Source organism: Curtobacterium sp. VKM Ac-2884, assembly GCF_015350945.1.
Taxonomy (GTDB): Bacteria; Actinomycetota; Actinomycetes; order Actinomycetales; family Microbacteriaceae; genus Curtobacterium.
This window is the reverse complement of the sequence record NZ_JADKSA010000002.1, coordinates 319,708-344,435: the sequence shown is the minus strand read 5'-3', so window position 1 is coordinate 344,435 and position 24,728 is coordinate 319,708. Positions and strand designations below refer to the sequence as shown.

Genomic DNA, 24,728 nt, shown 5'->3' with positions numbered 1-24,728 from the left:
TCGAAACGTCGCGCCCGCGATCCGGGCGGTCGTCCGTCGGCTCAGTCGGCGACGACGAGCTCCACGCCGGCGCTGGCGAGGTCGGCTGCGAAGGCCGGCGGGACGGGCTGGTCGGTGACCAGGACGTCGATGCGGTCCAGGGGACAGATCCTGGCGAACGTCGACCGCTCGATCTTGGTCGAGTCGGCGACCACGATGACCCGTCGGCCGACCGAGGCGAAGTGCCGGCTGACCTCGGCCTCGCCCTCGTGCATGGTCGTGGCGCCGTACTGCCCGGTGAGCCCGTCCACCCCGAGGACCACGAGGTCGAGTGCGAACTCGTCGAGGGTGTCGCGGACGAGCGGGCCGACGAGCTCGTACGACTGCCGCCGCGCCACCCCGCCCGTGACCACGATCTTGACGTTGGCGCGGACGGACAGCTCGTACCCGACGTTGAGCGCGTTCGTCACGATGGTGATCCCGAACTCGCCGTCGGCACGGATGAACCGCTCGCTCTTGCCGAGTTCCCGCGCAACCTCGGTCGTGGTGGTCCCACCGTTCAGCCCGACGGTCTCGCCCGGCTGCACCAGTCGCGCGGCGGCACGGGCGATGGCGGTCTTCGCCTCGGCCTGGCGCGCGATCTTGTACTGCAGGGGCAGTTCGTAGCCGGCCCCGAGCGCCGCTGCTCCGCCGTGCGTGCGCGTGACGAGCCGCTGGTCGGCGAGCGTCGTGAGGTCGCGTCGGGCCGTGGCGGCCGAGATCCCCAGCAGCTCGCCGATCTCGGCGATCGACACGTTGCCGCGTTCGCTCACCAGTTCGAGCAGGGCGTTCAGCCGCTGTTGGGGGGTCATGACGGCCATCCTACGGTGCCATCACGACTGCTCGGTGATCGGAATTGACGCTTTGGTCTTCCATCGCGCACGATCGCTCGCTACGCTTCCTGATCATCGATCACCCGGATCGAACCGGACCGGAAGGCTCCCATGACCGACACCTTCGTGAGCGCCGAACTGGCCTCCCAGCCGGAGACCTGGCGCGCCGCCGCCGCACTCCTGCCGACCTTCTCGGACGCGCTCCCCCAGCCCGGTGAACGCGTCGCCGTCATCGGCTGCGGTACGAGCTGGTTCATCGCGATGAGCTACGCCGTCGCCCGTGAGCAGGCCGGCCTCGGGGTCACCGACGCCTTCGCCGGCTCCGAGTACCCCGCGTCGCGCGAGTACGACCGTGTGCTCACCATCAGCCGCTCAGGTACCACGACCGAGATCGTCGACCTGCTGCAGGCCCTGCCGTCGCAGCGCACCGTCCTGATCACGGCCGTCGCGGACAGTCCCGCCGCGGCCGTCGCCGACGACGTGGTCGCACTGCCCTTCGCCGACGAGCGTTCCGTCGTGCAGACGCGGTTCGCCACCACGGCGCTCGCCCTGCTGCGCGCGTCGATCGGCGACGACGTCGAGGCCCTCGCCGCCCAGGCCGAGATCGCGCTGACCCTGCCGATCGACGACCTGCTCGACGCCGAGCAGGTCTCCTTCGTGGGCCGCGGTGCCGCCGTCGGCCTGACGTTCGAAGCCGCACTCAAGACGCGGGAGGCCGCGCAGTTCTGGGCCGAGTCCTACCCGGCGATGGACTACCGGCACGGGCCGATCGCCATCGCGCAGCCCGGCCGACTCGTCTGGTCGCTCGGTGCCGCTCCACAGGGGCTGGCCGACGAGGTCGCCGCCACCGGTGCGCGCTTCGTGCAGCACGACCTCGACCCGATCGCCGGCCTCGTCGTCGTGCACCGGTTCGCCGTCGCCCTGGCCGAGGGCCGTGGGCTGGACCCGGACAACCCCCGTTCGCTGACGCGGTCGGTCATCCTCACCTGATGGCTGGCGCAGGCGCGGTGCTCGGGGTCGACGTCGGCGGCACGGGCACCAAGGCCCGACTGACCGACGCCGACGGACTCGTCCTGGACGAGACCCGGGTCCCGACGCCGCGCGACGATCCGTCGGGGCTCCGACTGGCCGTGGCCGTCGCCGACCTCGCAGTGCGGGCACTCGACCGCGGTCGGCTCGACGCCGTCGGGCTCGTCACGCCGGGTGTCGTCGACGAAGCCGCCGGCACCGTCGTCCTCGCGGTGAACCTCGGCTGGCGGGACGTGCCGGTCCGCGACCTCGTGCGGGCCGAGCTCGTCCGACGCGGTGTCGACGTCCCGATCGCCTTCGGCCACGACGTCCGCGCCGGTGCCCTCGCCGAGACCCACACCGGTGACACGGCACTGTCCCGCGGATCGGTGGCGTTCGTACCCGTCGGTACCGGCCTGGCCAGCGCGCTGGTCGTCGACGGCCAGGTCGTGTCCGGGGGCGGATGGGCGGGGGAGATCGGCCAGGTCCTGATCCCGTCCGGACCGCACGCGGGGCGCCGGGTCGAGGAGATCGCATCGGCCGGGGGAGTCGCACGCCGCTCCGGGTCGGCATCGGCGCACGCAGCCATGCTCCGGGTGCGCGACGGCGACCCCGTGGCGACCGCCGTCTGGGACGACTGCATCGCCGTGCTCGCGGACGCCCTCGCCTGGACGACCGCGGTCGCCGGCTGCCACACCGTCATCGTCGGCGGGGGACTCGCCCAGTCCGGACCGCTGCTGTTCGGGCCGCTCCGCACGGCGGTGGCCGAGCGGCTCGTCGGGGTCCGCGCACCGGAGATCCTGCCGGCCACCCACGGCGACGCCGCCGGAGCCATCGGCGCGGGCCTGCTCGCACGGCGGGTGCTCGAGAACGGGGTGCTGCTGTGACCACGCTCGTCCGCGCGCCACGCATCGTGACCGCCGCCCACGACCTGCACGACGGGTGGCTCGTCCTCGGCGACGATGCCACCGTTCTCGCGGTCGGTGCCGGCACACCGCCGCGCGCGGACTCCGCGGTCACCGTCGAGGGCACCCTCGTGCCGGGCTTCGTCGACCTGCACGCCCACGGCGCACTCGGCCACGACTTCGCGACGTGTTCCGCAGCGGACGCCCGAGTCGCCGCCGCGCACCACCGGTCACGGGGGACCACGACGCTCGTCGCCTCGATCGCGACCGGGCGTCCCGACGACACCGTCGCAGCCCTCGCGCGCCTACGACCGCTCACCTCGGACGGCACACTGGCGGGCCTGCACCTCGAAGGGCCGTGGTTGTCCCCGGCCCGCCGCGGAGCCCACCGGGTGGACCTGCTCCACGCCCCGGACCCGCTCGAGGTCGACGCGTACCTGACTGCCGCCGACGGCGCGCTGCGGGTCGTGACACTCGCCCCCGAGCTCCCCGGCGCCCTCGGCACCGTGGCGCGGTTCGTCGCCGCCGGGGTCGTCGTGGCGATCGGGCACACCGACGCCACCGCCGAGCAGACCCGCCGCGCGATCGACGCCGGTGCCACGCTCGTCACGCACCTGTTCAACGGCATGCCGCCGCTGCACCACCGCACACCGGGGCCGGTCGGGGTCGCCCTCACCGACGACCGCGTGCTGCTCGAGTGCATCGTCGACGGACACCACCTCGACCCCACGACGATCGGGCTCGTCCAGCGCAGCGCACCGGGCCGCCTGGTGCTCGTGTCCGATGCGATGTCGGCGACGGGCTGCCCCGACGGCGACCACACCATCGCCGGGTCCGCGGTCTCGGTCCGCGGTGGGGTCGCCGTGCTCGCCGACGGGTCGTCGTTGGCGGGCAGCACGATCACCGTCGCCGACGCGGTCCGAGGGCTGCTGACGAGCGGCGTCGCGGCGCCCGAGGTCGTCGCGGCATCGGCCACACGTGCGGCTCGGCTGCTCGGTCGACCGGCGCCGCTCACGGTCGGCGCACCCGCCGACCTCCTCGTCCTCGACCCCGACACCGGTGCGGTGCGGAACCCCCTGCGGACGGCGGTGGCCTCGTGATCGTCGTCGTCACCCCGAACCCGGCCGTCGACGTCACGTACCGGGTCGCCGAACAGCGCATCGGCGAGACCCAGCGGGTCCTCGACGTCGCACGGCATCCGGGTGGCAAGGGCCTGAACGTCGGTCGGGTCCTGGCGGCGACGGGTGTCGCGGCGCACGCCGTCCTGCCCCTCGGGGAGGCACCCGGCCGCTGGGTGTCGGACGCGCTCGACGACCTCGGCCTCGACCACACCGACGTCGTGGTGTCCGGCACGACCCGCACGACCGTCACCGTGGTCGACGACGTCGCCCACCCGACGATGTTCGGCGAGCCCGGACCGGTACTCACCGGCACCGAGTGGGACGCCGTCGCCGCAGCGGTCGACGGACTGCTCGGTCGCGCCGACGCCACCGCCCTCGTCGTGTCCGGTTCGCTGCCCGGCGGTGCCGCACCCGACGTCGTCGCGAGCTGGGTCGCCACGGCCCACGAGCACGGCGTCCTGAGCGTGGTGGACTGCTCCGGTGCCGCACTGCTGGCGGCGGCGAGCGCGGGTGCCACCGTCTGCAAGCCCAACCGCGAAGAGCTGCTCGAGGCCACCGGCGCCGCGGACGAGCGCGCCGCCGCCCTCCGGCTGCTGGAACGCGGCGCCGGCGTCGTCGTGGTCTCCCGCGGAGCGCACGGCATCGCCGCCCACACCACGGACCACGTGCTCGAGGTCCCAGCGGTGCCCGGCGTCTCGGGCAACCCGACCGGGGCGGGCGACGCTGCGACCGCCGGTCTGGTCGGGGCGCTGATCGACGCCGGGACCGGTGTTCCCTTCGCCGACGACACCCTGCTCCGAGCACTCCGGTCCGCCGCTGCCCACGGCGCCGCCGCCGTCCTGCGCCCGGTGGCGGGCGAGGTCGACCCCGCCGACGTCCACCGCTTCCTGACCCACCCCGACCGAACGAGGACCCCAGCATGATCACCGACCTCGCCCTGACGGGCCTGCTCGACACCGCCCGCACGGCACACCGCGGCGTCGGCGCGTTCAACGTCGTCCTCCTCGAGCACGCCGAGGCCATCGTCACCGGGGCCGAGCGGGCCGGGCTTCCCGTCATCCTGCAGATCAGCGAGAACTGCGTCCGGTACCACGGCGGTCTCGCACCGATCACGACCGCGACCCAGGCGATCGCCCGGGCCGCCGACGTCGACGTCCTGGTCCACCTCGACCACATCGAGGACCCTGACCTCGTCGCCGCGGGCATCGACCTGGGCGTGGACTCCGTCATGTACGACGGCTCGCACCTGGACTTCGCGGCGAACGTCGCCGCCACCCGTGCCCTCGCGGTCCGGTGTCACGCCGCCGGCGTCGCCATCGAGGCCGAACTCGGCGAGGTGGGCGGCAAGGACGGCGTGCACGCTCCGGGTGTCCGCACCGACCCCACCGATGCCGCCGCGTTCGTGGCCGACACCGGGGTCGACGCCCTGGCCGTCGCCGTCGGGACCTCGCACGCGATGCAGACCCGCGAGGCCTCGGTCGACCGCGACCTGGTGGAACGTCTGCGTGACGCGGTGCCGGTCCCGCTGGTCCTGCACGGTTCGTCCGGGCTGTCCGACGACGAACTGCGCGGCGCGGTCCGGGCTGGCATGACGAAGATCAACATCTCGACGCACCTGAACGGCCTGTTCACCCGGGCGCTGCGCACGGTGCTCGACGAGCGGCCCGACCTGGTCGACCCCCGGAAGTACGTGTCGGCCGGGCGTGAGGCGATCTCCGCCGAGACCGCTCGTCTGCTCAGCCTGCTGGCGGGTCGCAAGTGATGCCGTCGCGATGCGGTGAGCGGCCCGCGGCCGAGTGCGCTTGCAAGACCGATGTCCGCATGTAGTTGACGACTGGGAACCTGCTCCCCGTCTGATCGCCGATGACCCGGAACGGAAACGCCGTGCTCCGGCAGGGGAACTGCACGTTCAGGTCCGCATCGATGCCGATCGCGCCGCCAGCTGATCTGTCGAGTCGCGCGACCCCGTCACCCGTCATGCGCCAAGGATGCCGCTCGGACCCGGCCGCGCAGACCACTGCTGAGAAGTGACGCGGCTGCCCGACCGTCCAGCGGACTCGCCAGCCGCCTGCCTTCCGCTCGACCTGGTCGGGAAGCTCACGGACGTCGAGCCTCGAATCGTCGTGTGCGGACAGCAACGCCCAGGCATTCTCGATCGGGATCGCCGAGACGTGCCGCTTCATCCACTCAGCACTCACCGAGGACAGCGCCCGCATGTGGTTGCCCGGTAGACGTGACCACACACGGTTCGCCAAGTCGATGTACTCGCCGACGCTCTCCTGCCAAGGAATTCGCCCCTCGAACGCGAGCGCAGTCTCATCGGCGAGCCTGGAGACGGCGCCGACGGCATCGGAGACCTGGGTCCGCAGCGGCATGCCCCGATCCCGTCCAGCCTGGTCGAGATGGGACGAGTAGCCGTCCCAGAACGAACTGGGATCCGCCGAGAGACGGGTGAACTCATCGAGACCGATCGGATGGGTGGGGACACGTCTGAGCGATGTCCGAACCGACGGGAGCACCGCGGTCGGACTGACCATCACGACCGACCCACCCCGCTGCAGGATGGTCTTCGCCGCGTCCACCGCCGTCAGGTTGGTCCCGAGCACGAGGACCCTGGCGCCCGGATCATGACGGAGGAACTCGTCGAACCGTTCGTCGTAGGGCGACTGGAAGAACGACGCTTCCCCGCTGAGCCGAGCCCAAGCCGGCGGGACTCGGGGCGCCCCGACACCTGCACAGAGGACGACCTCGTCGACCCGGCAGGACGCGCCGTCGTCCAGCGCGACGAGCGCGCGGCCGCCTTCCGTGCGGATCGCCGTCACCCGCGCTTGGACATGATCCACCGATCGCCCCTCGGCGGTGCCGCACGCGATCGCGCCGAGGAGCCGGTCAGCCACGTACCGGCGGAACTGCCGTCGCGGAACGAACACCTCGTCTGCGGGTGGGGATCCGTCGCGGGACAGCCAGCCTTCGAAGTCGGCCGGATCGTCAGCGCGCAGCGACATGACCCCTACCGACGTGTTGCAGAGGTGCCAGGACGCCTCCGACGCGAATGCAATTCCGTGACCCACAGGATTCGGGTCGAAGAGCGTGATCCGGTCGACATCACGTCGTCCGAGGTTGGCGATGAGGGCGGCGGCACCGCTCGCACCCGCGCCGACGATTCCCAGGTGGGTCATCGCGCACCGTGAGGAAGTCCGAGGAGGTCGAAGTACGCATCGGCACGTTCCAACGAACGTGAGCGGTCGAGATCGTGTTGGACCTGAGCAGGTGAGGAGTGGCTGAAGAACAGGAGCCCCGCGGCTGCCGTCGTCACCCTGTTCGCCGCGCTGAACACGGATCCGACCGCCGGCTGGCCGTAGACGCCGACGAACGACGGTGCGTCTTCGATCTCATCCCACCGGACGCCCGCAAGCCGACCTGCTCGGGTGGGCTCCGGCATGTGCCATCCGACGCAGTGGTCGGGGCGTCCGGCTGCGACGGCTGCGGCGGCCGCGGCCGGTCCGTCGGCGATCACCGCGGCGAGGACCGTCACCTGGCTGAACCCTCGCCCGGGGAGGTAGACGTCGGCCGGATCGTCGGCCCCATCGAGCGGCCGTTGTACTCGATGAGTGTCCAGAGGCCTCCTTCGAGCCTCAGCTCCGTGTGGGAAGCCCCGAACCGGACGCCGAGGACGTCGAGGAGTTCGTGCACGTACTGTTCGGCGGACTCGAAGACCGGACCGGCGTGCTCGATGGTCTTCGCGCTGTAGATGTGCGGCCTGCTATCCGCCTCGTCGATGCCGTACCGGAACATCTCCGTCGTGGTGTGCTCGCCACCGACACTGACGACGTTGACGAAGTACTGGGTGCCGTGGATGCGCTCCTGCACCATCGCCTCGGTGTTCCGCGCTCCGAACATGTCGGATTCTCCGAGCACGCTGTCGACAGCGGCCTCGACCTCGTCTGCATCGCGGCAGATGAAGCACGAGTCGCTCCCAGCGCTGCCGACCGGCTTGACGATCACGTCCACCTGCCCCGCCGATTCGATCTGCGCGACGAGTCGAGCCGCCGCGGCTCTCGAGGTCACGACGGACGTTCGAGGGGCGCGGAGACCTGCGGAGTCGGCGAGCTCGACCATGCCGACCTTGTTCCGGCGGTGCCAGAGGAACTCTGGCCGGTTGCACGGCAACCGCAGGTGATCGGCGATCCAGTCGGCGGCTGTGACCCCTGACTCGCTGCCGGCGATGACCCAGTCGAACTGCCCCGCCTGTGCGAAGTCGAGCAACGAGGGCTCCGGCGACGGCCGTTGTCCGTTGCGTCGCACCTCGAACGGACGTTCCTGTCGGTACTCCGCGACTTCGAGGCCGTCGTGGGTCCGGAGCGCGGCGACGAGGTCTCGACCGCTCGAGGCCGGATCCACGACGAGGACTCGACGGGTCCCCGACCCCGTTCCAGCGCGATCAGCGGCCAAGACGTGCTCCGATCAGGGAGAACACGACGAGCACGGCCATACCGAACGCCAGAGCCGGCTGGAGGACCCCCGTCATGAACGATTCGCCGACGAGGACGACGGCGGGGAGCATCGAGATGACCAGCGCGGCGTGCACAGGCTCGGCGAGGGTGACGCCCCACTGGAGCAAGAGGATCGGGATGCAGATGCAGGTCACCCCCACGCCGGCAGCGAAGAGGAGTTCGCCCGGTCCGAAACTGCCCCGCACGATGACCGGCAGTCCGATGGCTGCCCCGAGCGCCCATGCCAGGTGGAATCGCACAGCGCTGATCCGCGCCGCGCTGACCCCCCTGCCAGCGATGCGGTGCGAGCTCAGCAGCACACCCGCAGCACAGGCGCCCGCGAGGATGCTCAGCGCCACCCCGAGTACGACTCCGCTCCCGGACGCCTCTTCGTCGTCGTGCAGCGCAATCCAGGCGATGACGATGGCGGCGAGGATGACGAGGCCGGGAACGACGAGCCCGTGCGCCCGTCGTCCGCCGTTGCGGACGAGGATCAGGACGATGATCAGCGGCCCCAGGCCCGTCTCGATCACGCTCGCCGCTGTGGACGGGATCAGCGTGGTCGCGATGTAGAACGCACCGAACGCGCCTGCGGTCACGGCGTTCATGACGAGCGCTTCTCGGAAGGTCGGCCGCTCCCGTGGCCGGAAGCGCCCGTGCTCCCGGGTGACGAGCACCAGGAGCGCGATGCTCGCAGCGCCGAAGAACGCAACGGCCGTGGTGAAGGTCGAGAGTGCCGGCGAGATCGTCGAACCCACGACAGCCGTGCCGATCCCCTGCCAGACCACGGCCACGGCCACGACCATCAGGCCGACTGATGGCCCCGGGCCCCGTCTGATCGCTTGCGCGTCCGTTACGGATGATGCCATGGTCGATGCCCCTTCGACGACAGGCCATCGTCGCTACCGGTGTCAGCGGGGCGGCCCAGGAGCAGCGTACTGCATTGATACTTTACGTGTGAACTTGAGATGTTCCGGACTCGGTGGTGGCGTGCGAATTCGGACGGATCAGCAGAGCGGGACGTTCACCGCGAGCCCACCCATGGCGGTCTCCTTGTACTTCGTCGACATGTCCGCCCCGGTCTGCCGCATCGTCTCGACGACCTGGTCGAGCGACACGTGGTGCACGCCGTCGCCACGCAGGGCCATCCGTGCGGCGTTGATCGCCTTGTTCGCCGCGATCGCGTTCCGCTCGATGCACGGGATCTGCACCAGGCCGCCGATGGGGTCGCAGGTGAGCCCGAGGTTGTGCTCCATCGCGATCTCCGCGGCGTTCTCGACCTGTTCCGGAGTGCCCCCGAGGACCTCGGCGAGCCCGGCGGCCGCCATCGACGCAGCCGAGCCGACCTCGCCCTGGCAACCGACCTCGGCGCCGGAGATCGAAGCGCGCTCCTTGTAGATCGACCCGACGGCACCCGCGGTGAGCAGGAACCGCACGACGGCGTCGTCCCGGTCGGCGGCGGTGATCGCGGGGACGTAGGTGAGCGCGTAGTACAGCACTGCGGGGATGATGCCGGCGGCGCCGTTGGTGGGTGCGGTGACGACCCGGCCGCCGGTGGCGTTCTCCTCGTTGACCGCCATGGCGACGAGGTTCACCCACTCCATGGCGAACAGCGGGTCGTGGTCGGGGTCCTCGCGGGTGAGCTGCTCGTGCCACGTGGCCGCACGACGCCGGACGTCGAGTCCGCCGGGCAGGCATCCGTCACGACGGACGGAGCGGTCGACGCACGAGTCCATGACCGCGTGGATGTCGAGCAGCCCGGTGCGGACGTCGGCGTCGGTCCGGGTGACCGACTCGTTGGCGAGCGCCACTCCGCTGATCGGCAGACCGGAGGCAGCGCAGGCGGCCAGCAGCTCGGCGCCACTCGAGAACGGGTACGGCACGCGGTCGTCGACCGGGATCGCCGCTCCCGCGACGACAGAACCAGCGCCGTCGTCGCGCGCGACGACTGAATCATCGCCGTCGCGCGCGATGAAGCCACCGCCGATCGAGTAGTACGTCTCGTCGGCCAGGTCGGCACCGGCTCCGTCACGGGCTCGCAGCCGCATGGCGTTCGGGTGCCGGGGCAGCATCGTGAGGGGGTGCAGCACGATGTCGGCGATCCGGAACGGCACGGTCACCCCACCGTCGAGCCGGAGCAGGCCGTCACGCTCGAGGGCGTCGAGCGCCGCGGTCATCGCGTCCGGGTCGACGGTCTCGGGGTGGGACCCCATCAGGCCGGCGACCACGGCGCCGAGGGTGCCGTGGCCCTGCCCGGTCGACGCCAGTGAGCCGTACAGGTCGACGGCGACGGAGGCGACGGGCAGCCCGGCCACCAGGGACGCGAACTCGGCGCCGGCCCGCATCGGCCCGACGGTGTGAGAGCTCGAGGGACCGACACCCACGCTGAACAGATCGAACACGGAGACCGGCACGCCGCCACACTAACCCGTCCGGACGGACCGGGCCTCGAGCTGGCCGCGCCGAGTCTCGGGCTGAGCGACAGATCACGGACTCACGAGCGCGAGAACTGTCGCTCACCGCGAAACTCGGCCCCCGGGCCCGGTCCCGTCCGGACGGACCGGGGCTCAGCGGCGGGTGTTGCCCTCCGCCGGCACCACGAACCACAGGACGACGTAGGCGATCCACAGCGGCCCGGGGAACAGGCTCAGGATCACCCAGCCGATGCGGACGAGGGTGCGGGACAGGCCGAAGCGATCGGCGAGGCCGGCGCAGACACCGGCGAGGATGCGGCCGTTGCGGGGACGGGAGAGTGTGCTCATGGGGACGACGCTACGCACCAGCGACGAGCCAGGGCATCCGGGCAGTACCCCGGAGCACGGTGGGGACAACCCCCGAACGACCCCTGAGCGCCCCCGGAACAACCCCCGAACGACCCCGGACGCCCGGGCCCCGACCACCGATGTCCGTCAGGGGATCAGCACGATCTTCCCGCGGGTGTGCCGCTGCTCCAGCTGCTCGTAGGCGTCCTGCACCCGGTCGAGCGGGAAGGTCGCCGCGATCGGCACCTCCACCTCGCCGTTCGCCACCTGCATCGCCAGGGCGCCGAGGATCTCCGGGTCGGCCGTGTCCGCGCTGCCGGAGGCCTTCGCACCGACCTCGGCGGCAGCCTCGAAGGCGATGATCGTCTCGATGCGGTCGACCGGCACACCCAGGGCGATCCCCAGGTGCACGTACTCCGGACCGTACGTGTCGATGACGGCGTCGATGCCGTTGGTGGCGAGCTCGGTGATGCGCTCCTGCAGGCCCTCGCCGTAGGCAACGGGCCGTGCACGCTTCGACCGGAGCCACTCGTGGTTCGCCTCGGACGCGATCGCGATCACGTCGATGCCCTCGTTCGTCAGCAGCTGCGTGACGAACCCGCCGACACCACCGGCGGCACCGGACACGACGACGGTCTCGCCGGGTCGGGGGTCGACGGCACGGACGGCTGCGGCAGCGGTCGTGGCGACGATGTCGAGCCCGCCGGCGACGGCCCAGTCGAGCAGTCGCGGCTTCTGCACGACCTGTTCGGCCGGCACCGAGACGTACTCGGCCTGGCTCGCGCGGTCCCACGACCACCCGAGGACCTCTTCACCCTCGTCGACGCCGTCGACGCCCTCGCCGACGGCCACGACGATGCCGGCGAAGTCGGTGCCCTGACCGGACGGCAGCGCGTCGGAGGACCCGCCGTCGAACAGCCCCTGGCGGATCGCCGACTCGCCCGGGTTGATGCCGGCGGCGCGGACCCGGACGAGCACCCGACCGGCTGTGGCCTCGGGGACGGGGACCTCGGCGACGTGCAGCACGGAGCGGTCACCCCACTCGTGGAAGCGGACGGCGCGCATGGTCTCCGGGATCTCAGTCATCGCGTCCGACGGTACCCCGAGCATGACGAACGGTCCGCGTGGACCGCTCCATCGGTACGACGGTGGGAGACTGGCCCCATGCCCATCCTCAACAAGGACATGCAGGTCTGCATGTCGCTCGCGGCCCGGCCGAGCAACATCGGCACCCGGTTCCACAACTTCCTGTACGACGAGCTCGGGCTCAACTTCCTGTACAAGGCGTTCACCACGACCGACCTGCCCGGCGCCGTGGCCGGCATCCGCGCCCTCGGCATCCGTGGCTGCTCGGTGTCGATGCCCTTCAAGGAGGCGATCATCCCGCTCGTCGACCACGTCGAGGAGTCCGCCGCCGCCATCCAGTCGGTGAACACGGTCGTGAACGACGACGGCGTGCTCACCGCATCGAACACCGACTACGAGGCGATCGCCGCGCTGCTCGGGTCGCACGACGTCGACACCGCGTCCCGGGTGCTGCTCCGCGGCTCCGGCGGCATGGCGAAGGCCGTCACCGCGGCGTTCCGCGGCGCCGGCTTCGACCGCCTGACGGTCGTCGCCCGCAACGACCAGACCGGCCCGGCGCTCGCGTCGCAGTACGGCTACGAGTGGGTCGCCGAGGAGCGCGAGGCGGGGGAGTCCGACCTGGTGGTCAACGTCACGCCGCTCGGCATGCGGGGCGACCAGCAGGACGCGCTCGCCTTCGCGCAGGACCGGATCGAGGCGGCCCACACGGTCTTCGACGTGGTCGCGTTCCCGTCGGAGACCCCGCTGGTCCGTGCGGGGCGGGACACCGGCAAGCACGTCATCACCGGCGCCGAGGTCATCGCGCTGCAGGCAGCGCGCCAGTTCGAGCGCTACACCGGCGTCGCCCTGACGGACGACCAGGTGGCGCGCGCCAGCGAGTTCTCGCGCGCCGAGTAGTCGACGCGACCAGAAGCCGGCCGGGCGGCCCGGGGCGGCGCCCCCCCGGGCCTCCCGTCCGGCTCGTGGGACGTCTCAGGCGTTCGTCGCGCGTCCGGCGGCCACCCACCCGAGGCGGCGCAGCGTCTCGTGGTTCCGGACCCAGATGAGCGGCTGCATGAGGAAGTCGGGGACGTAGGCGCCCGGACCGGCAACCGCGTTCTCGACGATCGTCACCTTGCAGCCCTTGCGGTGCGGCTCCACGGTCAGTTCCACGCGGGCCTCACCGATCGGCCACCCCTTCGGCTGGATCACCATGCGGTGCGGCGGGTCCCACACCAACGAGGTCGTGACGTCATCGATGACGAGCGGCCAGGCACCGAACGAGTGGTGCAGGTGCGTGCCGACCTGCGGCCAACCGGCCTCCTGCTTCCGCATGCGTGAGGCGCCGACCACCCAGGTCGTGTAGAGCCAGCCGTCGCCGAGCACGTCGAAGACGTCCTCGGGAGCACAGTGCAGGATGCGGACGTTCTTCGCCATGGTGATCAGCCTTCCGGGGTGAGGTCGACGTCGTCGGGCAGCCCGAAGGTGTGCCGGAGAGCGCTCTTCGCGGCACGCCAACCGGCCATGCCGTGCACGCCGGGGCCGGGCGCGGACGACTCGGAGCACAGGTACATGCCGCCGCCCATCCGCCACGGGTCGCTGGACAGCACCGGGCGCTTCACGAGCTGCCAGAAGCTCGCGGCACCCGCGGCGATGTCGCCGCCGACGTAGTTCGGGTTGTGGTCCGCCATGTGCGCGGCCGTCCGGCTCGACGTGTGCAGGATCGTGTCGCGGAACCCCGGTGCGAACCGTTCGACCTGGCGCGTGATCGCTTCGGTCTGGTCGACGTCGGACCCCGCCGGCACGTGCGCGTAGGCCCAGAAGACGTGCTTGCCCCGCGGCGCACGGGTCGGGTCGACGACGGTCGGCTCGGAGCCGAGCACGTACGGCCGTTCGGCGTGCTGGCCGCGTGCGACCGAGCCCTCCGCCGCGGCGATCTCGGCTCGTGTCCCGCCGATGTGCACCGTGCCAGCCCGCCGCAGCGCCTCGTTCGTCCACGGCACCGGGTCGGACAGCGCGAAGTCGACCTTCGCGGCCGCGTTGCCGAACCGGAACCGGCGGAGCGCACCGCGCTTCGGCGTGGGGATCTGCGAGCCGGCGATCCGCAGCATGCCGGGGACACTCGTGTCGAAGAGCACCGCCTTCGCCGGGGTGAGGTCACCGAGCGACCGGACCTCGTGCCCGGTGACGATCCGTCCGCCGTGCGCGACGAGGTCGTCGGCGAGCGCGTCGACGATCGCCTGGCTGCCGCCGATCGGCACGGGCCAGCCGCGGGCGTGCGCGTAGGCGCCGAGCGACAGCGCCGCGGCGGCCGTCGACAGCGAGGGCATGTGCTGGATGGAGTGCGCCGCGACCCCGGAGACCATCGCCGGGGCGGCGTCCTGCCGGAAGCGGGCGTTCCAGACGCTGCTGCCCTGCTCGAGTGCGCGCAGGCCGAACCGCAGCACCGTGAGCGGGTGCCGCGGCACGTGCAGGAGGGCGTCGGTGGCGAAGTCGGCGACCTGGTCGGCCGCACGGGCGAGCGGGCCCATCAGGTTCCGGAAGGCCGGGCCGTCCACACCGAGCTCGGCGGCCGTCCGCTCGAGGTCCTGGTACGCGATGCCCGCGCGCCCCCCGTCGAGCGGGTGCCCGTACTGCACCTCGGGCAGACGGAGCTCGATGCGCTGCTCCATCCGGAACAGCCGGAAGAACTCGGACTGCAGCGCCATCGGGTGCACGGCCGAGCAGACGTCGTGCAGGAACCCCGGCAGGGTGAGCTCGGCGGTGCGCGCACCACCGCCGATCGTGTCGTTCCGTTCGACCACCTCGACGGACAGGCCCGCACGGGCGAGCGTCACCGCCGCTGCGAGTCCGTTCGGTCCGGCCCCGATCACCACCGCATCAACCATGGTCCGAGCCTAGGGACTCGTGTCTGCGCGTGGCCCCGGTTCAGGGGCGGGCGACGTCGGGGTCGGCCGGGTCGGAGCCGTCCTCGTCGCCGTCGGCGTCGTCCGGCTCGTCGGCGTCGACCGGGGTCGAGCCGACGGGGTGCTCGGCCAGCAACGTCGCGAAGTCCTCGTCGAGCATTTGCTGCAGGCGGTCGTCACGGCCGATCTCGTAGTCGTCGGCCGGACGCTGGGCCCAGCCGAGGCGCCCGACGACCGTGGTGCCGATGTCGTCCCAGGCTCGGGCGCGGGCGGCGAGCACGATGCCGTCGACGAAGTGCTGGTCGTCACGGCGCTTGTCGAGCATCGTCGCGAGTTGCTCGTACGTCGCCTCGCGCGTGCGCAGCTTGAGGTCGTCACCCCGGCGGTAGTCGTGCTGGTGCCGTGAACGGCCCTTCGACTTGCTCGACGTCGACCGGATCTCCCGCATGCGCGCGGCGTCGCCCCGCTGCTCCTCGGCCATGCGGTGGAGTTCCTCACGCGCGGCCTCGGCGATCAGCGCGTGGTCGAAGTACCCCTGGTCGCGCAGCGCGTTGGTGATGATCCGGTTGCCGACCGCGATCGTGACCGCGGCCTTCGCGATGAGGAACCCCTCGTCGACGGCCCGCTTCAGTTCGACCTGGCTGATGGGTCGATCGCGCACGTCGTGGTTGCGTCGTCCGAACAAGGCCATGCTCCGACGATACCGGCGTCCGGTGACCATCCGTCGGCAGGTGGACCCGGATCACGCCCTGGAGGGACGACACGCCCCGCGTGGTTCCGTAGCGTCGGGTGCATGGTCACGTACACGGAGTCCCCCCGCACCGGTCTCGGCACCGCGAGCCTCGTGCTCGGGATCTGTTCGCTGCTCGCCGGTTGGACGTTCGTCGCGCCGATCGTCGGGCTGTGCCTGGGCGTCGCGTCGCGCAGCCGGGAACCGCTCGCCCGTGGTCGTGCGGGCTGGGGGATCTTCCTGAACCTCATCGCGCTCGCCGTCTGGATCCTGCTGCTCGTGCTGGCGGTCGTCGGCGGTGTGTTCGCGGTCTGGCAGGGGGCGACGCAGGGCTCCTGACGCACGCGCACGGGGGCGGCGGGGAGTCTCGCCTAGAGCAGCAGGCCGTAGACGGCGACGTCGGCGCGGACGGGCCCGAGCGGCAGCGCACCCCGCAGGGTCCCCTCAAGGGCGAACCCGAGCCGTTCGGCGAGCGCGCGGCTGCGGACGTTGTCGACGCCGGTCCGGATCTCGAGCCGTGCGGTGCCGCGTGCCCGCGCGACCTCGACCAGGACCTCGGCGGCTCGCCCCGCGACACCGCGGCCCTCGTGTCCGGCGTCGACCCAGTAGCCGAGTGACGCCTGGCCCAGGTACGGGTCGAAGGTCAGCGACGCGACCCCGACGATGCGGTCGTCGGAGCGGATGACGCAGGGGAGCGCGCGGTCCATCGCGAACTGGCCGAGCAGCCGTTCGGTGTGCAGTCCGATGGTGTCGCGGTCCTGCGGATCCCACGCCCACGGTTCGGCCGCCCGCAGCCGGTCCAGGTTCGCGCGCACGAGTTCCAGCACCGGGTCGACCGTCGTCAGGTCGCGCAGCGTCAGCGTGTACCCGTCGCCGAGGTCCCGCCCGAATGCCGCCACCCGTCAGAGACTATGCACGCCGGGCCCTACTCGTACCGGAGTGCCTCGATCGGGTTCTGCCGCGCGGCGCGGCGTGCGGGGAGGGTGCCGGCGAGGAACGCGATGAACATCACGACGAGGATGATCGTCGCCACCGAACTCGGCGCGAACTGCATGATCTGCAGGCCCGGCAGGTCCTTGAGCAGCGTGCCGGCGAGCACGTTCGAGATGCCGGTCCCGAGCAGGATCGCGACCCCGGCTCCGATGGCGCTGCCGAGGAACCCGATGAAGACCGCCTCGAGCGAGAACAGCGTGTAGACCTTGCCGCCGCCCATGCCCATCGCCTTCATCAGGCCGATCTCGCGAGTGCGTTCCTGCACGCTCATCAGCAGCGTGTTGATGATGCCGAAGCCCGCTGCCACCAGGGCGATGACGGCGAAGGCGTTCAGGACCCCGACGATGCCGCTGATGACGGTCTGGAACTGGCCGAGCTGGTCCTGGATGGTCTGCCCGAGGAACCCGGCGTCCGACAGCGCCTTCTTGACCGTGGTCGCGGAGGCCCCGGAGTCGAGCGTCGCGGTGGCGCTGGCGTACGAGGTCGCGATCGAGTCCGGCTTGCCGATCTCCTGCGCGGCCTGCATCGCGTCGGTGAGCGCGGCGTTCGCCCCGGCACCACCGCCGAACAGCGACTCGTTCTGCACACCGACCACCGTCGCGGTGAGGGTGTGCTCCTTGCCCTGGTAGTCGTCCACCGCGAAGGTGAGTTCCTCGCCGACGGCGGCCTTCGCGCTGCCGAGTCCGAGGTTCTCCAGGTAGTTCGTCGGCAGGATCACCTGGTTCGCGTCGGTGTCGTCGTCGAGCTGCTTCCCGCTCGCCAGGTCGGCGTCGAGCTCACCCGCGTTGGCGGTGAGGGAGACGACGTACTTGCCGTCGTCGCCGTGCTCGGCGTACTTCGGCGCCAGGGCGACCGCCGGACGGATGCTCTTGATGCCGTCGATCGCGCGGATGTCGTCGACGTCGGACTGCGACAGGTACGAGAACGACGCCGGACCGCGGTCGACGCTCTGGCCGGACTCGTCGGGGTCGTACTTGGCCGGGCCGCTGTCGGTCGACGCGGTGTCGACGGCTTTCGTGATGGTCAGGGAACCGGTGTCGCCGATCGACGAGACCTGGGTGTCGATGTAGTTGCTGACCCCCGTGCCGATCGCCGAGGTCAGCGTGATCGTGAAGGCGCCGATGAAGATCGCGATGACGGTCAGGGTCGTGCGCAGCTTCGACCGGAAGGTGTTCGAGACCGCGGTGCGGACCAGGTCGAGGAAGTTCATGCGGAGTGCCTTCCGTGCGTGGCCTGCTGGTCGACCGCGGCACCGGCGGTGGGCGTGCCGTCCGATCCACCGACGATGAGTCCGTCGCGGACGTTGACGCTGCGGTCGCAGCGGGCCGCGAGTTCTTCGTCGTGCGTGACCACGACGAGCGTGATCCCGCGTTCGCGCTGCAGGCCGAAGAGCATGTCCTCGACCACCTGCCCGGTGTTCGTGTCGAGGTTGCCGGTCGGCTCGTCGGCGAAGATGACGCTCGGCTCACCGACCAGCGCGCGTGCGATGACCACGCGCTGCTTCTGCCCGCCGGACAGGTCGTTGGCGTCGTTCTTCGCCTTGTCGGCCAGACCGAGGGAGTCGAGCGCCGCCATGCCGCGGCGCTTCCGTTCGGCTCCGGAGACGCCCGCGATCTTGAGCGGCAGCACGACGTTGTCGAGGACCGAGGTCTTGGGGGTCAGGAAGAACTGCTGGAACACGAACCCGAAGGTGCTGTTGCGCGTGCGGTTCACCTGCCGCGCGCCGAGGGTCGCCGCATCGGTCCCGTCGAGCAGGACCTGCCCGGTCGACGGCTTGTCGAGCAGTGCGAGCAGGTGCATGAGCGTCGACTTGCCCGATCCGGACTTGCCGACGATCGCCAGGCTCTCGCCCTGGTGCACCTGGAGTGACACCCCCTTGAGCGCGTCGAACCGCGTCGGGCCTCGGCCGTAGGTCCTGGCGAGGTCACGGGCCTCGAGCACGGGAGTGGTCATTGCCCCACCGTAGTGTCCGCTGCACGACTGCAAGTTTGCGTTTGCTGTAGATCATGTGACGTTCCGGTTACAGTCGGGCCATGCCCGACACCGCGCCCGCCACCGAGATGGGTCTGCGCGACCGCAAGCGCATCGAGACACGCCACCGCATCGCGGAGGCGGCTCGGTCCCTCGCGCTCGAGCAGGACATCGACCACACCACGATCGAACAGATCGCCGCACGCGCCGAGGTGTCGCCCCGCACGTTCTTCAACTACTTCGAGAGCAAGGAGGACGCGGTCCTCGGGCACACCGAGCTCGACCTGGACGCCGAGACCCTGGCAGCGCACCTCGAGACCGTCGCGGGGGAGCCGGCTGCGCAGGCCGTGGTCGACCTGGCGTTCCTGGTGTTCGGCTCGTCATTCGGCGACGAGCACGAGCGGCTCGCCCGGAAGGAGGTCATCGTGCGCTTCCCGCAGCTCATGCGCCGCCAGGTCAGCCGGATGACGACCGTGGCCGAGGCGATGACGGGTGCGGTGCGCACGATCCTCGAACGCGATCCGGCGTGGGGGCCGGACGCCGCGACCCCGCAGGCCGCCGAGATGCTGCTCGGCATGTGCATGACCGGCCTGCGGAGTTCGGCGCGGCACGAGGGTTCCGACCCGGAAGAGGTCCGTGCCCGCGTCGTCGCGTCGATCCGCGACACGGCTGCGCGCATCGCCGTCACGGCTTCGTGATGAACCCCTCCTTCACCATCCAGTCGAACGCGACGTCGGCCGGCTCGCGCCCCTCAACGTCGACCTGACGGTTCAGCTCCTGCAGCACCGCGTCGGTGAGCTTCGGCGAGATCTGGTCGTAGACGTCTGCGAGCTGCGGGTACTCCTTGAGCGTGGCCGAGTCGAGCACCGGCGCGACGTTGTACGCCGGGAAGAAGCCCTTGTCGTCCTCGAGCACGGTCAGACCGAGCGACTTGATGCGGCCGTCGGTGGTGAAGACCTCGCCGAAGTTGCACTTGCCCCGGTCGGTGGCCGTGTAGACCGTGCCGGTGTCGAGGATGCTGACGTTGTCGCTCGGGATCCCGTTGTCGCCCGAACCGCCGAGCTCCAAGCCGTACTTCTCGAGCATCGGCTTGAACCCGTCGGCACGCGAGTTGAACTCCGACTCCACGCAGAAGGTGCGCTGGTCGACGGGGAGCTTCGCGATGTCGGACAGGGTCGTGATGTCGCCGAGCTCCTTGACCGCCTCGTCCCGCACCGCGAACGCGTAGGTGTTGTTCATCGGCGCCGGGTTCAGCCACGTGAGCCCGTTGCCGGCGTCCTCCTTCTTGACCGCTTCCCACTGCTCGGTCTTGTCCGGGATCCCCTCGGCGTGGCCCATGAAGGTCAGCCAGGCGGTGCCGGTGTACTCGTACGTGAAGTCCGCACCGTGCGAGGTCATCAACTCGCGGACGGCGACGCTGCCCGGCACGTTGGTCTCGTCGGTGACGTCGAACCCGGCGGCCTTCGCGGCGAGCACGGCGATCTTGCCGAGCACGAGCTGCTCGGTGAAGTTCTTCGACGTCACGGTGATGTGGGCACCGTCCGGCAGGTCGTCGATGCGCTCGATGGTGCCTGGGCCGGCCTCGGGGACGAAGGACGTCGCGGGCTGCAGGCCGCAGCCGGCCAGGACGAGCGCAGTGGCACCGGCGAGTGCGACGGCGGCCCCGCGGCGGAGGCGGCGGGTACGGCGGTTCATCGGAGTCCCTTCGGACGTGCGACGGTCTCGACCACGCGGCCGAGCCAGTCGATGGAGAGGGCGAGGAGCGCCACGAGCAGCGCACCGGCGACGAGCACCTTCGGCAGGAACAGCGTCACGCCCGTGGTGATGAGGAGACCGAGGCCGCCGGCACCGACGAAGGTGGCCAGGCTCGCGGTGCCGACGAGCAGCACGAGCGCCGTCCGGATGCCGGAGAGCATGACCGGCACCGCGAGGGGCAGCTCGACGCGCATCAGGACGCTGAACGCGCTCATGCCCATGCCACGGCCGGCCTCGACGAGGCGTGAGTCGACGCTCTGCACGCCGATCATGGTGTTCCGGAGGACCGGCAGGATCGCGTAGAGCACGAGTGCGACCACGGCGGACCAGCTGTTCAGGCCGAGCCACGCGGCGAGCAGCACGATCAGGCCGACAGCGGGGGCCGCCTGCCCGAAGTTCGCGACGGCGAGCACGTACGGGCTCGCCCGGCGGAGGGGACCGCGCGTGAGCACGATGCCGAGCGGGATGCCGATCACGAGCACGAGCACCGTCGCCTGCAGGGTCAGCACGAGGTGCTGCCCGGTCAGGTCGAGGATGTCGGCCGGGTTGAGCGTCGTGCGTTCGGTGGGCGTGAGGTCGGCCGCGGCGAGCCAGACCGCGAACCCGGCGAGCACGACCAGGATCGCGATCGGCTGGAACAGCAGGCCCTTCCAGGACGTGCTGGCGCCGGTGGCGGGTCCGGCGGTGACAGCACTCACAGGTCTTCCCCGGAGGGCGCGATCACGGGCGCGGCCGGCGAGGACGGCAGCGTCTCGATCTGGTTGGTGTTCGTGCCGACCGGCGTGTACGCGCGGTCGTCGGCCGCTGCCGCACGCGACCGGGTGATGGCCTCCATGACTACCTCGACCGTGATGACACCGCGGAACGCCTCGCCCCGACCGGTGACCAGTGCGGCCCCCGCGCTCGAGACGAGCATGGTGTCGAGGGCGTCGTTGAGCGTCGAGGCCTCGCCCACGATGGGCAGCTCCGGGTCGAAGCCGTCCGGAATCCGGTCCAGGCGCTCGAGCTGCCGGCGGGACGGCCAGCCGATCGGCCGCTGCCGACGGTCGACCACGACGGCGTGCCCGTGACCCCCGGCCTCCTGCATGCGCTGCAGGACGGCCTTCGCCTCTTCGCCGGGGGAGCAGGTCACCGCGGAGACGACCTCGACGTCGCGGACGCGGTTCAGGGTGAGCTGCTTCAGCCCGGCGCCCGATCCGATGAAGTTCTCGACGAACTCGTTCGCCGGCTCCGCCAGGATCCGCTCCGGGGTGTCGTACTGCACGATGTGGGCGCCCTCGGTGAAGATGACGATCCAGTCGCCGAGCTTCACGGCCTCGTCAAAGTCGTGGCTGACGATGACGATCGTCTTGTGCAGCTCTTCCTGGATGCGCAGGAGCTCGTCCTGCAGGCGCTGCCGGGTGATCGGGTCGACCGCACCGAACGGCTCGTCCATCAGCAGGACGGGCGGGTCCGCGGCGAGCGCCCGGGCGACGCCGACGCGCTGCTGCTGCCCGCCGGAGAGTTCGCGGGGGTAGCGGTCGCGGTAGGTGGCGGGGTCGAGCGAGACCAGGTCGAGCAGCTCGTCGACGCGCGCCGCGATCTTCTCCTTCGACCAGCCGAGCATCTTCGGCACGATCGCGATGTTCGCTGCGACGGTCATGTGCGGGAAGAGCCCGCCGGCCTGGATCACGTAGCCCATCCGGCGGCGGAGCTCGTCGGCGTCGATGCCGGTCACGTCGTCGTCGCCGACGACGATGCGGCCCTCGGTGGGCTCGATCAGGCGGTTGATCATCTTGAGGGTCGTCGTCTTGCCGCAGCCGGACGGGCCGACGAGCATGACGATCTTGCCGGCCGGGATCTCGAGGGTGATGCCGTCGACGGCGGGCTTCGTCTGTCCGGGGTACCGCTTGGTGACCTCGTCGAGCAGGATGCTGCGGCCGGTGACGTCCCCGTCGGGCGCGGTGGTGGTGGCGGAGTCAGTGCTGGACACGGATACCTCTCGAGATGGTCAGGCGGCCGAGGCCGAGGAGGAGCAGGTCGAGGACGAGGGCGAGCAGGACGACGCCGACCACCCCGACGACCACGGAGTACAGGGCGTTCGCGCCGCCGAGGCGCGAGAGTCCGGAGAAGATGAAGCCGCCGAGCCCGGGGCCGAGCGCGTACGCGGCGATGGCCGCGATGCCCATCACCATCTGGGCGGACACGCGGACGCCGCTCAGGATGATCGGCCAGGCCATCGGCAGTTCGACCTGCACGAGGGTCCGGAACCGGCTCATGCCGATGCCGCGCGCGGACTCGACCACGCTCGGCGGGATCTCGGCGAGGCCGACGACCGCGTTGCGCAGGATCGGGAGCGCGGCGAAGAAGACGACCGTCACGACGGACGGCAGCACGCCGAAGCCGAGCGGGACGATGAGCAGGCCGATGACCGCGAAGGACGGCAGGGTGAGGCCGATGGCGGACACCCCGTTCGCGACGGAGGTCAGGCGGGGACTGCGGTAGACGAGTGTGGCGAGCACCACGGCGATGACCGTGGCGAGCACCGTGCACTGGACCACCAGTGAGAAGTGTTGCCACGACGAGAACCAGATCTGGCTCCATCGCTCCACGACGTACTGGAACACGGGTGGGCGCTCCCCTTCCGGTCGGCCGAACTGCCCACGGGTCGGGGCACAAGCTGCGCCAAAGCTACGCAGGGCACGGACCGGTCGCACGACGAGGCGCAGCGGAGACGATCGATTCCTGTGCAGACAGCCGAGCGAGAACCCCTGGTCAGCGGCCAGTTCGACCGTCGAGCCTGAGAGAACGGTAACGATCGTGAGGGGCCATCGGCTACATGGCCAAGCCCCGGAGGCCGGACCGCTCGGCGATGTCGACGAGCTGCTCGCGCCAGAGGACCCACTCTTCCGGGCTCTTGTCGGCCAGGTTGCCGTCCCCGTCGCCCGCCAGTCCGTCGAGCATCTCGCGGACGATGTCGGCGTGCCCCGCGTGCCGGGCCGTCTCGTACGCCATGTGCACCAGGATGCGGTGGAGCGTCACCTCGCGGAGCTCTTCCGGCCACCAGGGGACGGTGCCGCGGGCGTCGAGGTCGAGCGCTTCGATGGTCGCGTCGGCGTGCGCTGCGCTGCGCTGGTGGAAGGCAACGACGTCGTCCAGGGTCTCGTCGAGCGTCGCGTACATGTCCTCGCCGTCCTCCGATTCGAGCCAGGCGGGCGCGTCGGGCAACGGCCGACCGAAGACCTCACCGAAGTACCCGGCCTGCACACCGGCGACGTGCTTCACCAGCCCGAGCACGTTCGTGCCGGTCGGGGTCACCGGCCAGCGGGCCTGCCGTTCGGCCAGGCCGTCGAGCTTGCCGAGGAGCGCGGCGCGGTGCTTCTGCAGGTACCGGTGCAGCGTCCGCTTCACCGCAGCGGCCGAGGCCAGGGGATCGGTGTCCGACGACGCGCCCTCGTCCGACAGGGCCGAGTTCCCGCTGGACGCGAGGCCGGTGGTCGTCGCGGGGTGGACCTCGGGGACGGCGTCGGTGCTGCTCATGCCCTCGATCGTGCCACCACGACGTCCTGCAGGCGTGCCGATTCCTGCACGGCCACCCGCTCGGCGGTGAGCAGCAGCCCGGCCACCTCGGCCGAGGTGCGCGCAGGGGTGTCGTTCCAGCTCGTCAGGTCGCGCACGCGGCCCATCCGGACGTCGGGCGCCGGACACCAGAGCACCGGCGCGCCCTCGTCCACGGCGAGCGCGTGCCAGACCAGGTCGAGGGAGTGCTGGACCCGCGGCGAGTGCACGGCGTGCGGCCCGCCAGCGGCCGAGACGACCGCGCCGACCAGGCAGGCAGCGACGAGCGGTCGCCCCTGCACGTCCATCGCCGCGGCACTCGTGGCCTTCCGCATCCGGCCGTGCTCGTCGAGGTACGCGAACCAGGCGTGCTGGATCCAGCCGCGTTCGACGACGCCACGTGCGTCGGACAGCAGGTGCTCGAGCTCGCCGAGTTCCTGCAGCCGGGCTTCGACCCGTCGGACGCGTGCGGCGGCGCGGCGCTCGGCGAAGCGGTCGAGGAACCCGCGGAGGCCGGTTCGCTCGGATCGGGTGGGGGCGGGAGAGGCGTCGGTGACGACGTCGTGCTGGACGCGGAACTCGAGGGTCATGAGGGCCCCTCCGATCGGCTGTGCACGGATGGTGCGGTCAC

Annotated in this window: 27 protein-coding genes; 8 read left to right on the top strand and 19 right to left on the bottom strand. The window is 71.2% G+C overall.

All coding sequences use genetic code 11. The annotated features are described in order from the left end of the window. Positions 1-41: 41 nt before the first annotated feature. Complete coding sequence (locus ITJ60_RS06090; RefSeq protein WP_165901013.1) at positions 42-830, bottom strand: DeoR/GlpR family DNA-binding transcription regulator; 789 nt, start codon at positions 828-830, stop codon at positions 42-44. Between the two features lie 132 nt (positions 831-962). Between ITJ60_RS06090 and ITJ60_RS06085 the strand changes: the two genes are divergently transcribed. Genes ITJ60_RS06085 through ITJ60_RS06065 form a run of 5 tightly spaced genes read left to right on the top strand, consistent with a single transcriptional unit; the run spans position 963 to position 5,647 of the window. Further along, positions 963-1,841 (top strand): SIS domain-containing protein, encoded by an 879-nt coding sequence (locus ITJ60_RS06085; protein WP_123293030.1) that lies wholly within the window; start codon positions 963-965, stop codon positions 1,839-1,841. Further along, the gene (locus ITJ60_RS06080) at positions 1,841-2,746 is read left to right on the top strand and encodes an ROK family protein (protein WP_123339405.1); all 906 of its coding nucleotides are present in this window, start codon (positions 1,841-1,843) and stop codon (positions 2,744-2,746) included. Before ITJ60_RS06085 ends, ITJ60_RS06080 begins: the two co-directional genes overlap by 1 nt. After that, positions 2,743-3,864, top strand: coding sequence for an N-acetylglucosamine-6-phosphate deacetylase (nagA, locus tag ITJ60_RS06075; RefSeq protein WP_194647309.1), 1,122 nt, complete (start codon positions 2,743-2,745; stop codon positions 3,862-3,864). The genes ITJ60_RS06080 and nagA overlap by 4 nt, the downstream gene beginning before the upstream one ends. Continuing rightward, positions 3,861-4,808: a 1-phosphofructokinase family hexose kinase gene (locus tag ITJ60_RS06070; protein WP_194647308.1), complete on the top strand. Its 948-nt coding sequence runs from the start codon at positions 3,861-3,863 to the stop codon at positions 4,806-4,808. Before nagA ends, ITJ60_RS06070 begins: the two co-directional genes overlap by 4 nt. Then, positions 4,805-5,647 (top strand): class II fructose-bisphosphate aldolase, encoded by an 843-nt coding sequence (locus ITJ60_RS06065; protein WP_194647307.1) that lies wholly within the window; start codon positions 4,805-4,807, stop codon positions 5,645-5,647. The genes ITJ60_RS06070 and ITJ60_RS06065 overlap by 4 nt, the downstream gene beginning before the upstream one ends. On the opposite strand, the gene ITJ60_RS06060 is transcribed toward ITJ60_RS06065, so the two are convergent. The 6 genes from ITJ60_RS06060 to ITJ60_RS06035 form a co-directional block, all read right to left on the bottom strand. Then, positions 5,622-7,064 (bottom strand): FAD/NAD(P)-binding protein, encoded by a 1,443-nt coding sequence (locus ITJ60_RS06060; RefSeq protein WP_194647306.1) that lies wholly within the window; start codon positions 7,062-7,064, stop codon positions 5,622-5,624. The genes ITJ60_RS06065 and ITJ60_RS06060 overlap by 26 nt on opposite strands. A 352-nt stretch (positions 7,065-7,416) precedes the next feature. After that, positions 7,417-8,286, bottom strand: a complete 870-nt coding sequence (locus tag ITJ60_RS06055; RefSeq protein WP_194647305.1) for an ATP-grasp domain-containing protein — start codon at positions 8,284-8,286, stop codon at positions 7,417-7,419. Between the two features lie 40 nt (positions 8,287-8,326). After that, entirely contained in the window at positions 8,327-9,184 is an 858-nt protein-coding gene (locus tag ITJ60_RS06050) for a hypothetical protein (RefSeq protein WP_194647304.1), read from the bottom strand. Between the two features lie 201 nt (positions 9,185-9,385). Next, the gene (locus tag ITJ60_RS06045) at positions 9,386-10,792 is read right to left on the bottom strand and encodes an L-serine ammonia-lyase (protein ID WP_194647303.1); all 1,407 of its coding nucleotides are present in this window, start codon (positions 10,790-10,792) and stop codon (positions 9,386-9,388) included. 153 nt (positions 10,793-10,945) lie between these two features. Then, positions 10,946-11,140 carry a PspC domain-containing protein gene (locus ITJ60_RS06040; protein ID WP_111083567.1) on the bottom strand — a complete coding sequence of 65 codons (195 nt, stop codon included), beginning with the start codon at positions 11,138-11,140 and terminating at the stop codon, positions 10,946-10,948. 147 nt (positions 11,141-11,287) lie between these two features. After that, positions 11,288-12,226 carry an NADP-dependent oxidoreductase gene (locus tag ITJ60_RS06035; protein WP_228509875.1) on the bottom strand — a complete coding sequence of 313 codons (939 nt, stop codon included), beginning with the start codon at positions 12,224-12,226 and terminating at the stop codon, positions 11,288-11,290. A 78-nt stretch (positions 12,227-12,304) separates the two neighbouring features. Between ITJ60_RS06035 and ITJ60_RS06030 the strand changes: the two genes are divergently transcribed. Continuing rightward, the gene (locus ITJ60_RS06030) at positions 12,305-13,123 is read left to right on the top strand and encodes a shikimate 5-dehydrogenase (protein ID WP_194647302.1); all 819 of its coding nucleotides are present in this window, start codon (positions 12,305-12,307) and stop codon (positions 13,121-13,123) included. 75 nt (positions 13,124-13,198) lie between these two features. Here ITJ60_RS06030 and ITJ60_RS06025 read toward each other — a convergent pair whose 3' ends face one another. Genes ITJ60_RS06025 through ITJ60_RS06015 form a run of 3 tightly spaced genes read right to left on the bottom strand, consistent with a single transcriptional unit; the run spans position 13,199 to position 15,802 of the window. Then, on the bottom strand, positions 13,199-13,642 hold the full coding sequence (locus tag ITJ60_RS06025) for an SRPBCC family protein (RefSeq protein ID WP_194647301.1): 444 nt from the start codon (positions 13,640-13,642) through the stop codon (positions 13,199-13,201). Positions 13,643-13,647: 5 nt separating this feature from the next. Then, entirely contained in the window at positions 13,648-15,093 is a 1,446-nt protein-coding gene (locus tag ITJ60_RS06020; protein WP_194647300.1) for a phytoene desaturase family protein, read from the bottom strand. A gap of 40 nt (positions 15,094-15,133) precedes the next feature. Next, a complete protein-coding gene (locus ITJ60_RS06015; protein ID WP_111083572.1) occupies positions 15,134-15,802 on the bottom strand; it encodes a hypothetical protein in 669 nt (222 codons plus the stop codon). Between the two features lie 102 nt (positions 15,803-15,904). On the opposite strand from ITJ60_RS06015, the gene ITJ60_RS06010 reads away from it, so the two are divergent. After that, positions 15,905-16,180, top strand: a complete 276-nt coding sequence (locus ITJ60_RS06010) for a hypothetical protein (protein WP_123339397.1) — start codon at positions 15,905-15,907, stop codon at positions 16,178-16,180. Between the two features lie 32 nt (positions 16,181-16,212). Here ITJ60_RS06010 and ITJ60_RS06005 read toward each other — a convergent pair whose 3' ends face one another. Genes ITJ60_RS06005 through ITJ60_RS05995 form a run of 3 tightly spaced genes read right to left on the bottom strand, consistent with a single transcriptional unit; the run spans position 16,213 to position 18,787 of the window. Then, on the bottom strand, positions 16,213-16,740 hold the full coding sequence (locus ITJ60_RS06005) for a GNAT family N-acetyltransferase (RefSeq protein ID WP_194647299.1): 528 nt from the start codon (positions 16,738-16,740) through the stop codon (positions 16,213-16,215). 26 nt (positions 16,741-16,766) lie between these two features. Continuing rightward, the gene (locus ITJ60_RS06000) at positions 16,767-18,044 is read right to left on the bottom strand and encodes an ABC transporter permease (RefSeq protein WP_194647298.1); all 1,278 of its coding nucleotides are present in this window, start codon (positions 18,042-18,044) and stop codon (positions 16,767-16,769) included. Further along, the gene (locus ITJ60_RS05995) at positions 18,041-18,787 is read right to left on the bottom strand and encodes an ABC transporter ATP-binding protein (protein WP_111083576.1); all 747 of its coding nucleotides are present in this window, start codon (positions 18,785-18,787) and stop codon (positions 18,041-18,043) included. The genes ITJ60_RS06000 and ITJ60_RS05995 overlap by 4 nt, the downstream gene beginning before the upstream one ends. An 80-nt stretch (positions 18,788-18,867) precedes the next feature. Here ITJ60_RS05995 and ITJ60_RS05990 point away from each other — a divergent pair, with 80 nt between their 5' ends. After that, positions 18,868-19,503: a TetR/AcrR family transcriptional regulator gene (locus ITJ60_RS05990; RefSeq protein ID WP_194647297.1), complete on the top strand. Its 636-nt coding sequence runs from the start codon at positions 18,868-18,870 to the stop codon at positions 19,501-19,503. Here the strand turns inward: ITJ60_RS05990 and ITJ60_RS05985 are convergent. The 6 genes from ITJ60_RS05985 to ITJ60_RS05960 form a co-directional block, all read right to left on the bottom strand. Then, positions 19,490-20,500: a glycine betaine ABC transporter substrate-binding protein gene (locus tag ITJ60_RS05985; RefSeq protein WP_123671359.1), complete on the bottom strand. Its 1,011-nt coding sequence runs from the start codon at positions 20,498-20,500 to the stop codon at positions 19,490-19,492. The genes ITJ60_RS05990 and ITJ60_RS05985 overlap by 14 nt on opposite strands. Continuing rightward, positions 20,497-21,258 carry an ABC transporter permease gene (locus tag ITJ60_RS05980; RefSeq protein ID WP_194647296.1) on the bottom strand — a complete coding sequence of 254 codons (762 nt, stop codon included), beginning with the start codon at positions 21,256-21,258 and terminating at the stop codon, positions 20,497-20,499. The genes ITJ60_RS05985 and ITJ60_RS05980 overlap by 4 nt, the downstream gene beginning before the upstream one ends. Beyond that, positions 21,255-22,532, bottom strand: coding sequence for an ABC transporter ATP-binding protein (locus tag ITJ60_RS05975; protein WP_194647295.1), 1,278 nt, complete (start codon positions 22,530-22,532; stop codon positions 21,255-21,257). Before ITJ60_RS05975 ends, ITJ60_RS05980 begins: the two co-directional genes overlap by 4 nt. Further along, positions 22,519-23,166 carry an ABC transporter permease gene (locus ITJ60_RS05970; protein WP_111083581.1) on the bottom strand — a complete coding sequence of 216 codons (648 nt, stop codon included), beginning with the start codon at positions 23,164-23,166 and terminating at the stop codon, positions 22,519-22,521. The genes ITJ60_RS05975 and ITJ60_RS05970 overlap by 14 nt, the downstream gene beginning before the upstream one ends. A 208-nt stretch (positions 23,167-23,374) precedes the next feature. Further along, entirely contained in the window at positions 23,375-24,079 is a 705-nt protein-coding gene (locus ITJ60_RS05965; protein ID WP_194647294.1) for a DinB family protein, read from the bottom strand. Next, positions 24,076-24,687 (bottom strand): hypothetical protein, encoded by a 612-nt coding sequence (locus ITJ60_RS05960; protein ID WP_194647293.1) that lies wholly within the window; start codon positions 24,685-24,687, stop codon positions 24,076-24,078. The genes ITJ60_RS05965 and ITJ60_RS05960 overlap by 4 nt, the downstream gene beginning before the upstream one ends. Between the last annotated feature and the right edge of the window lie 41 nt (positions 24,688-24,728).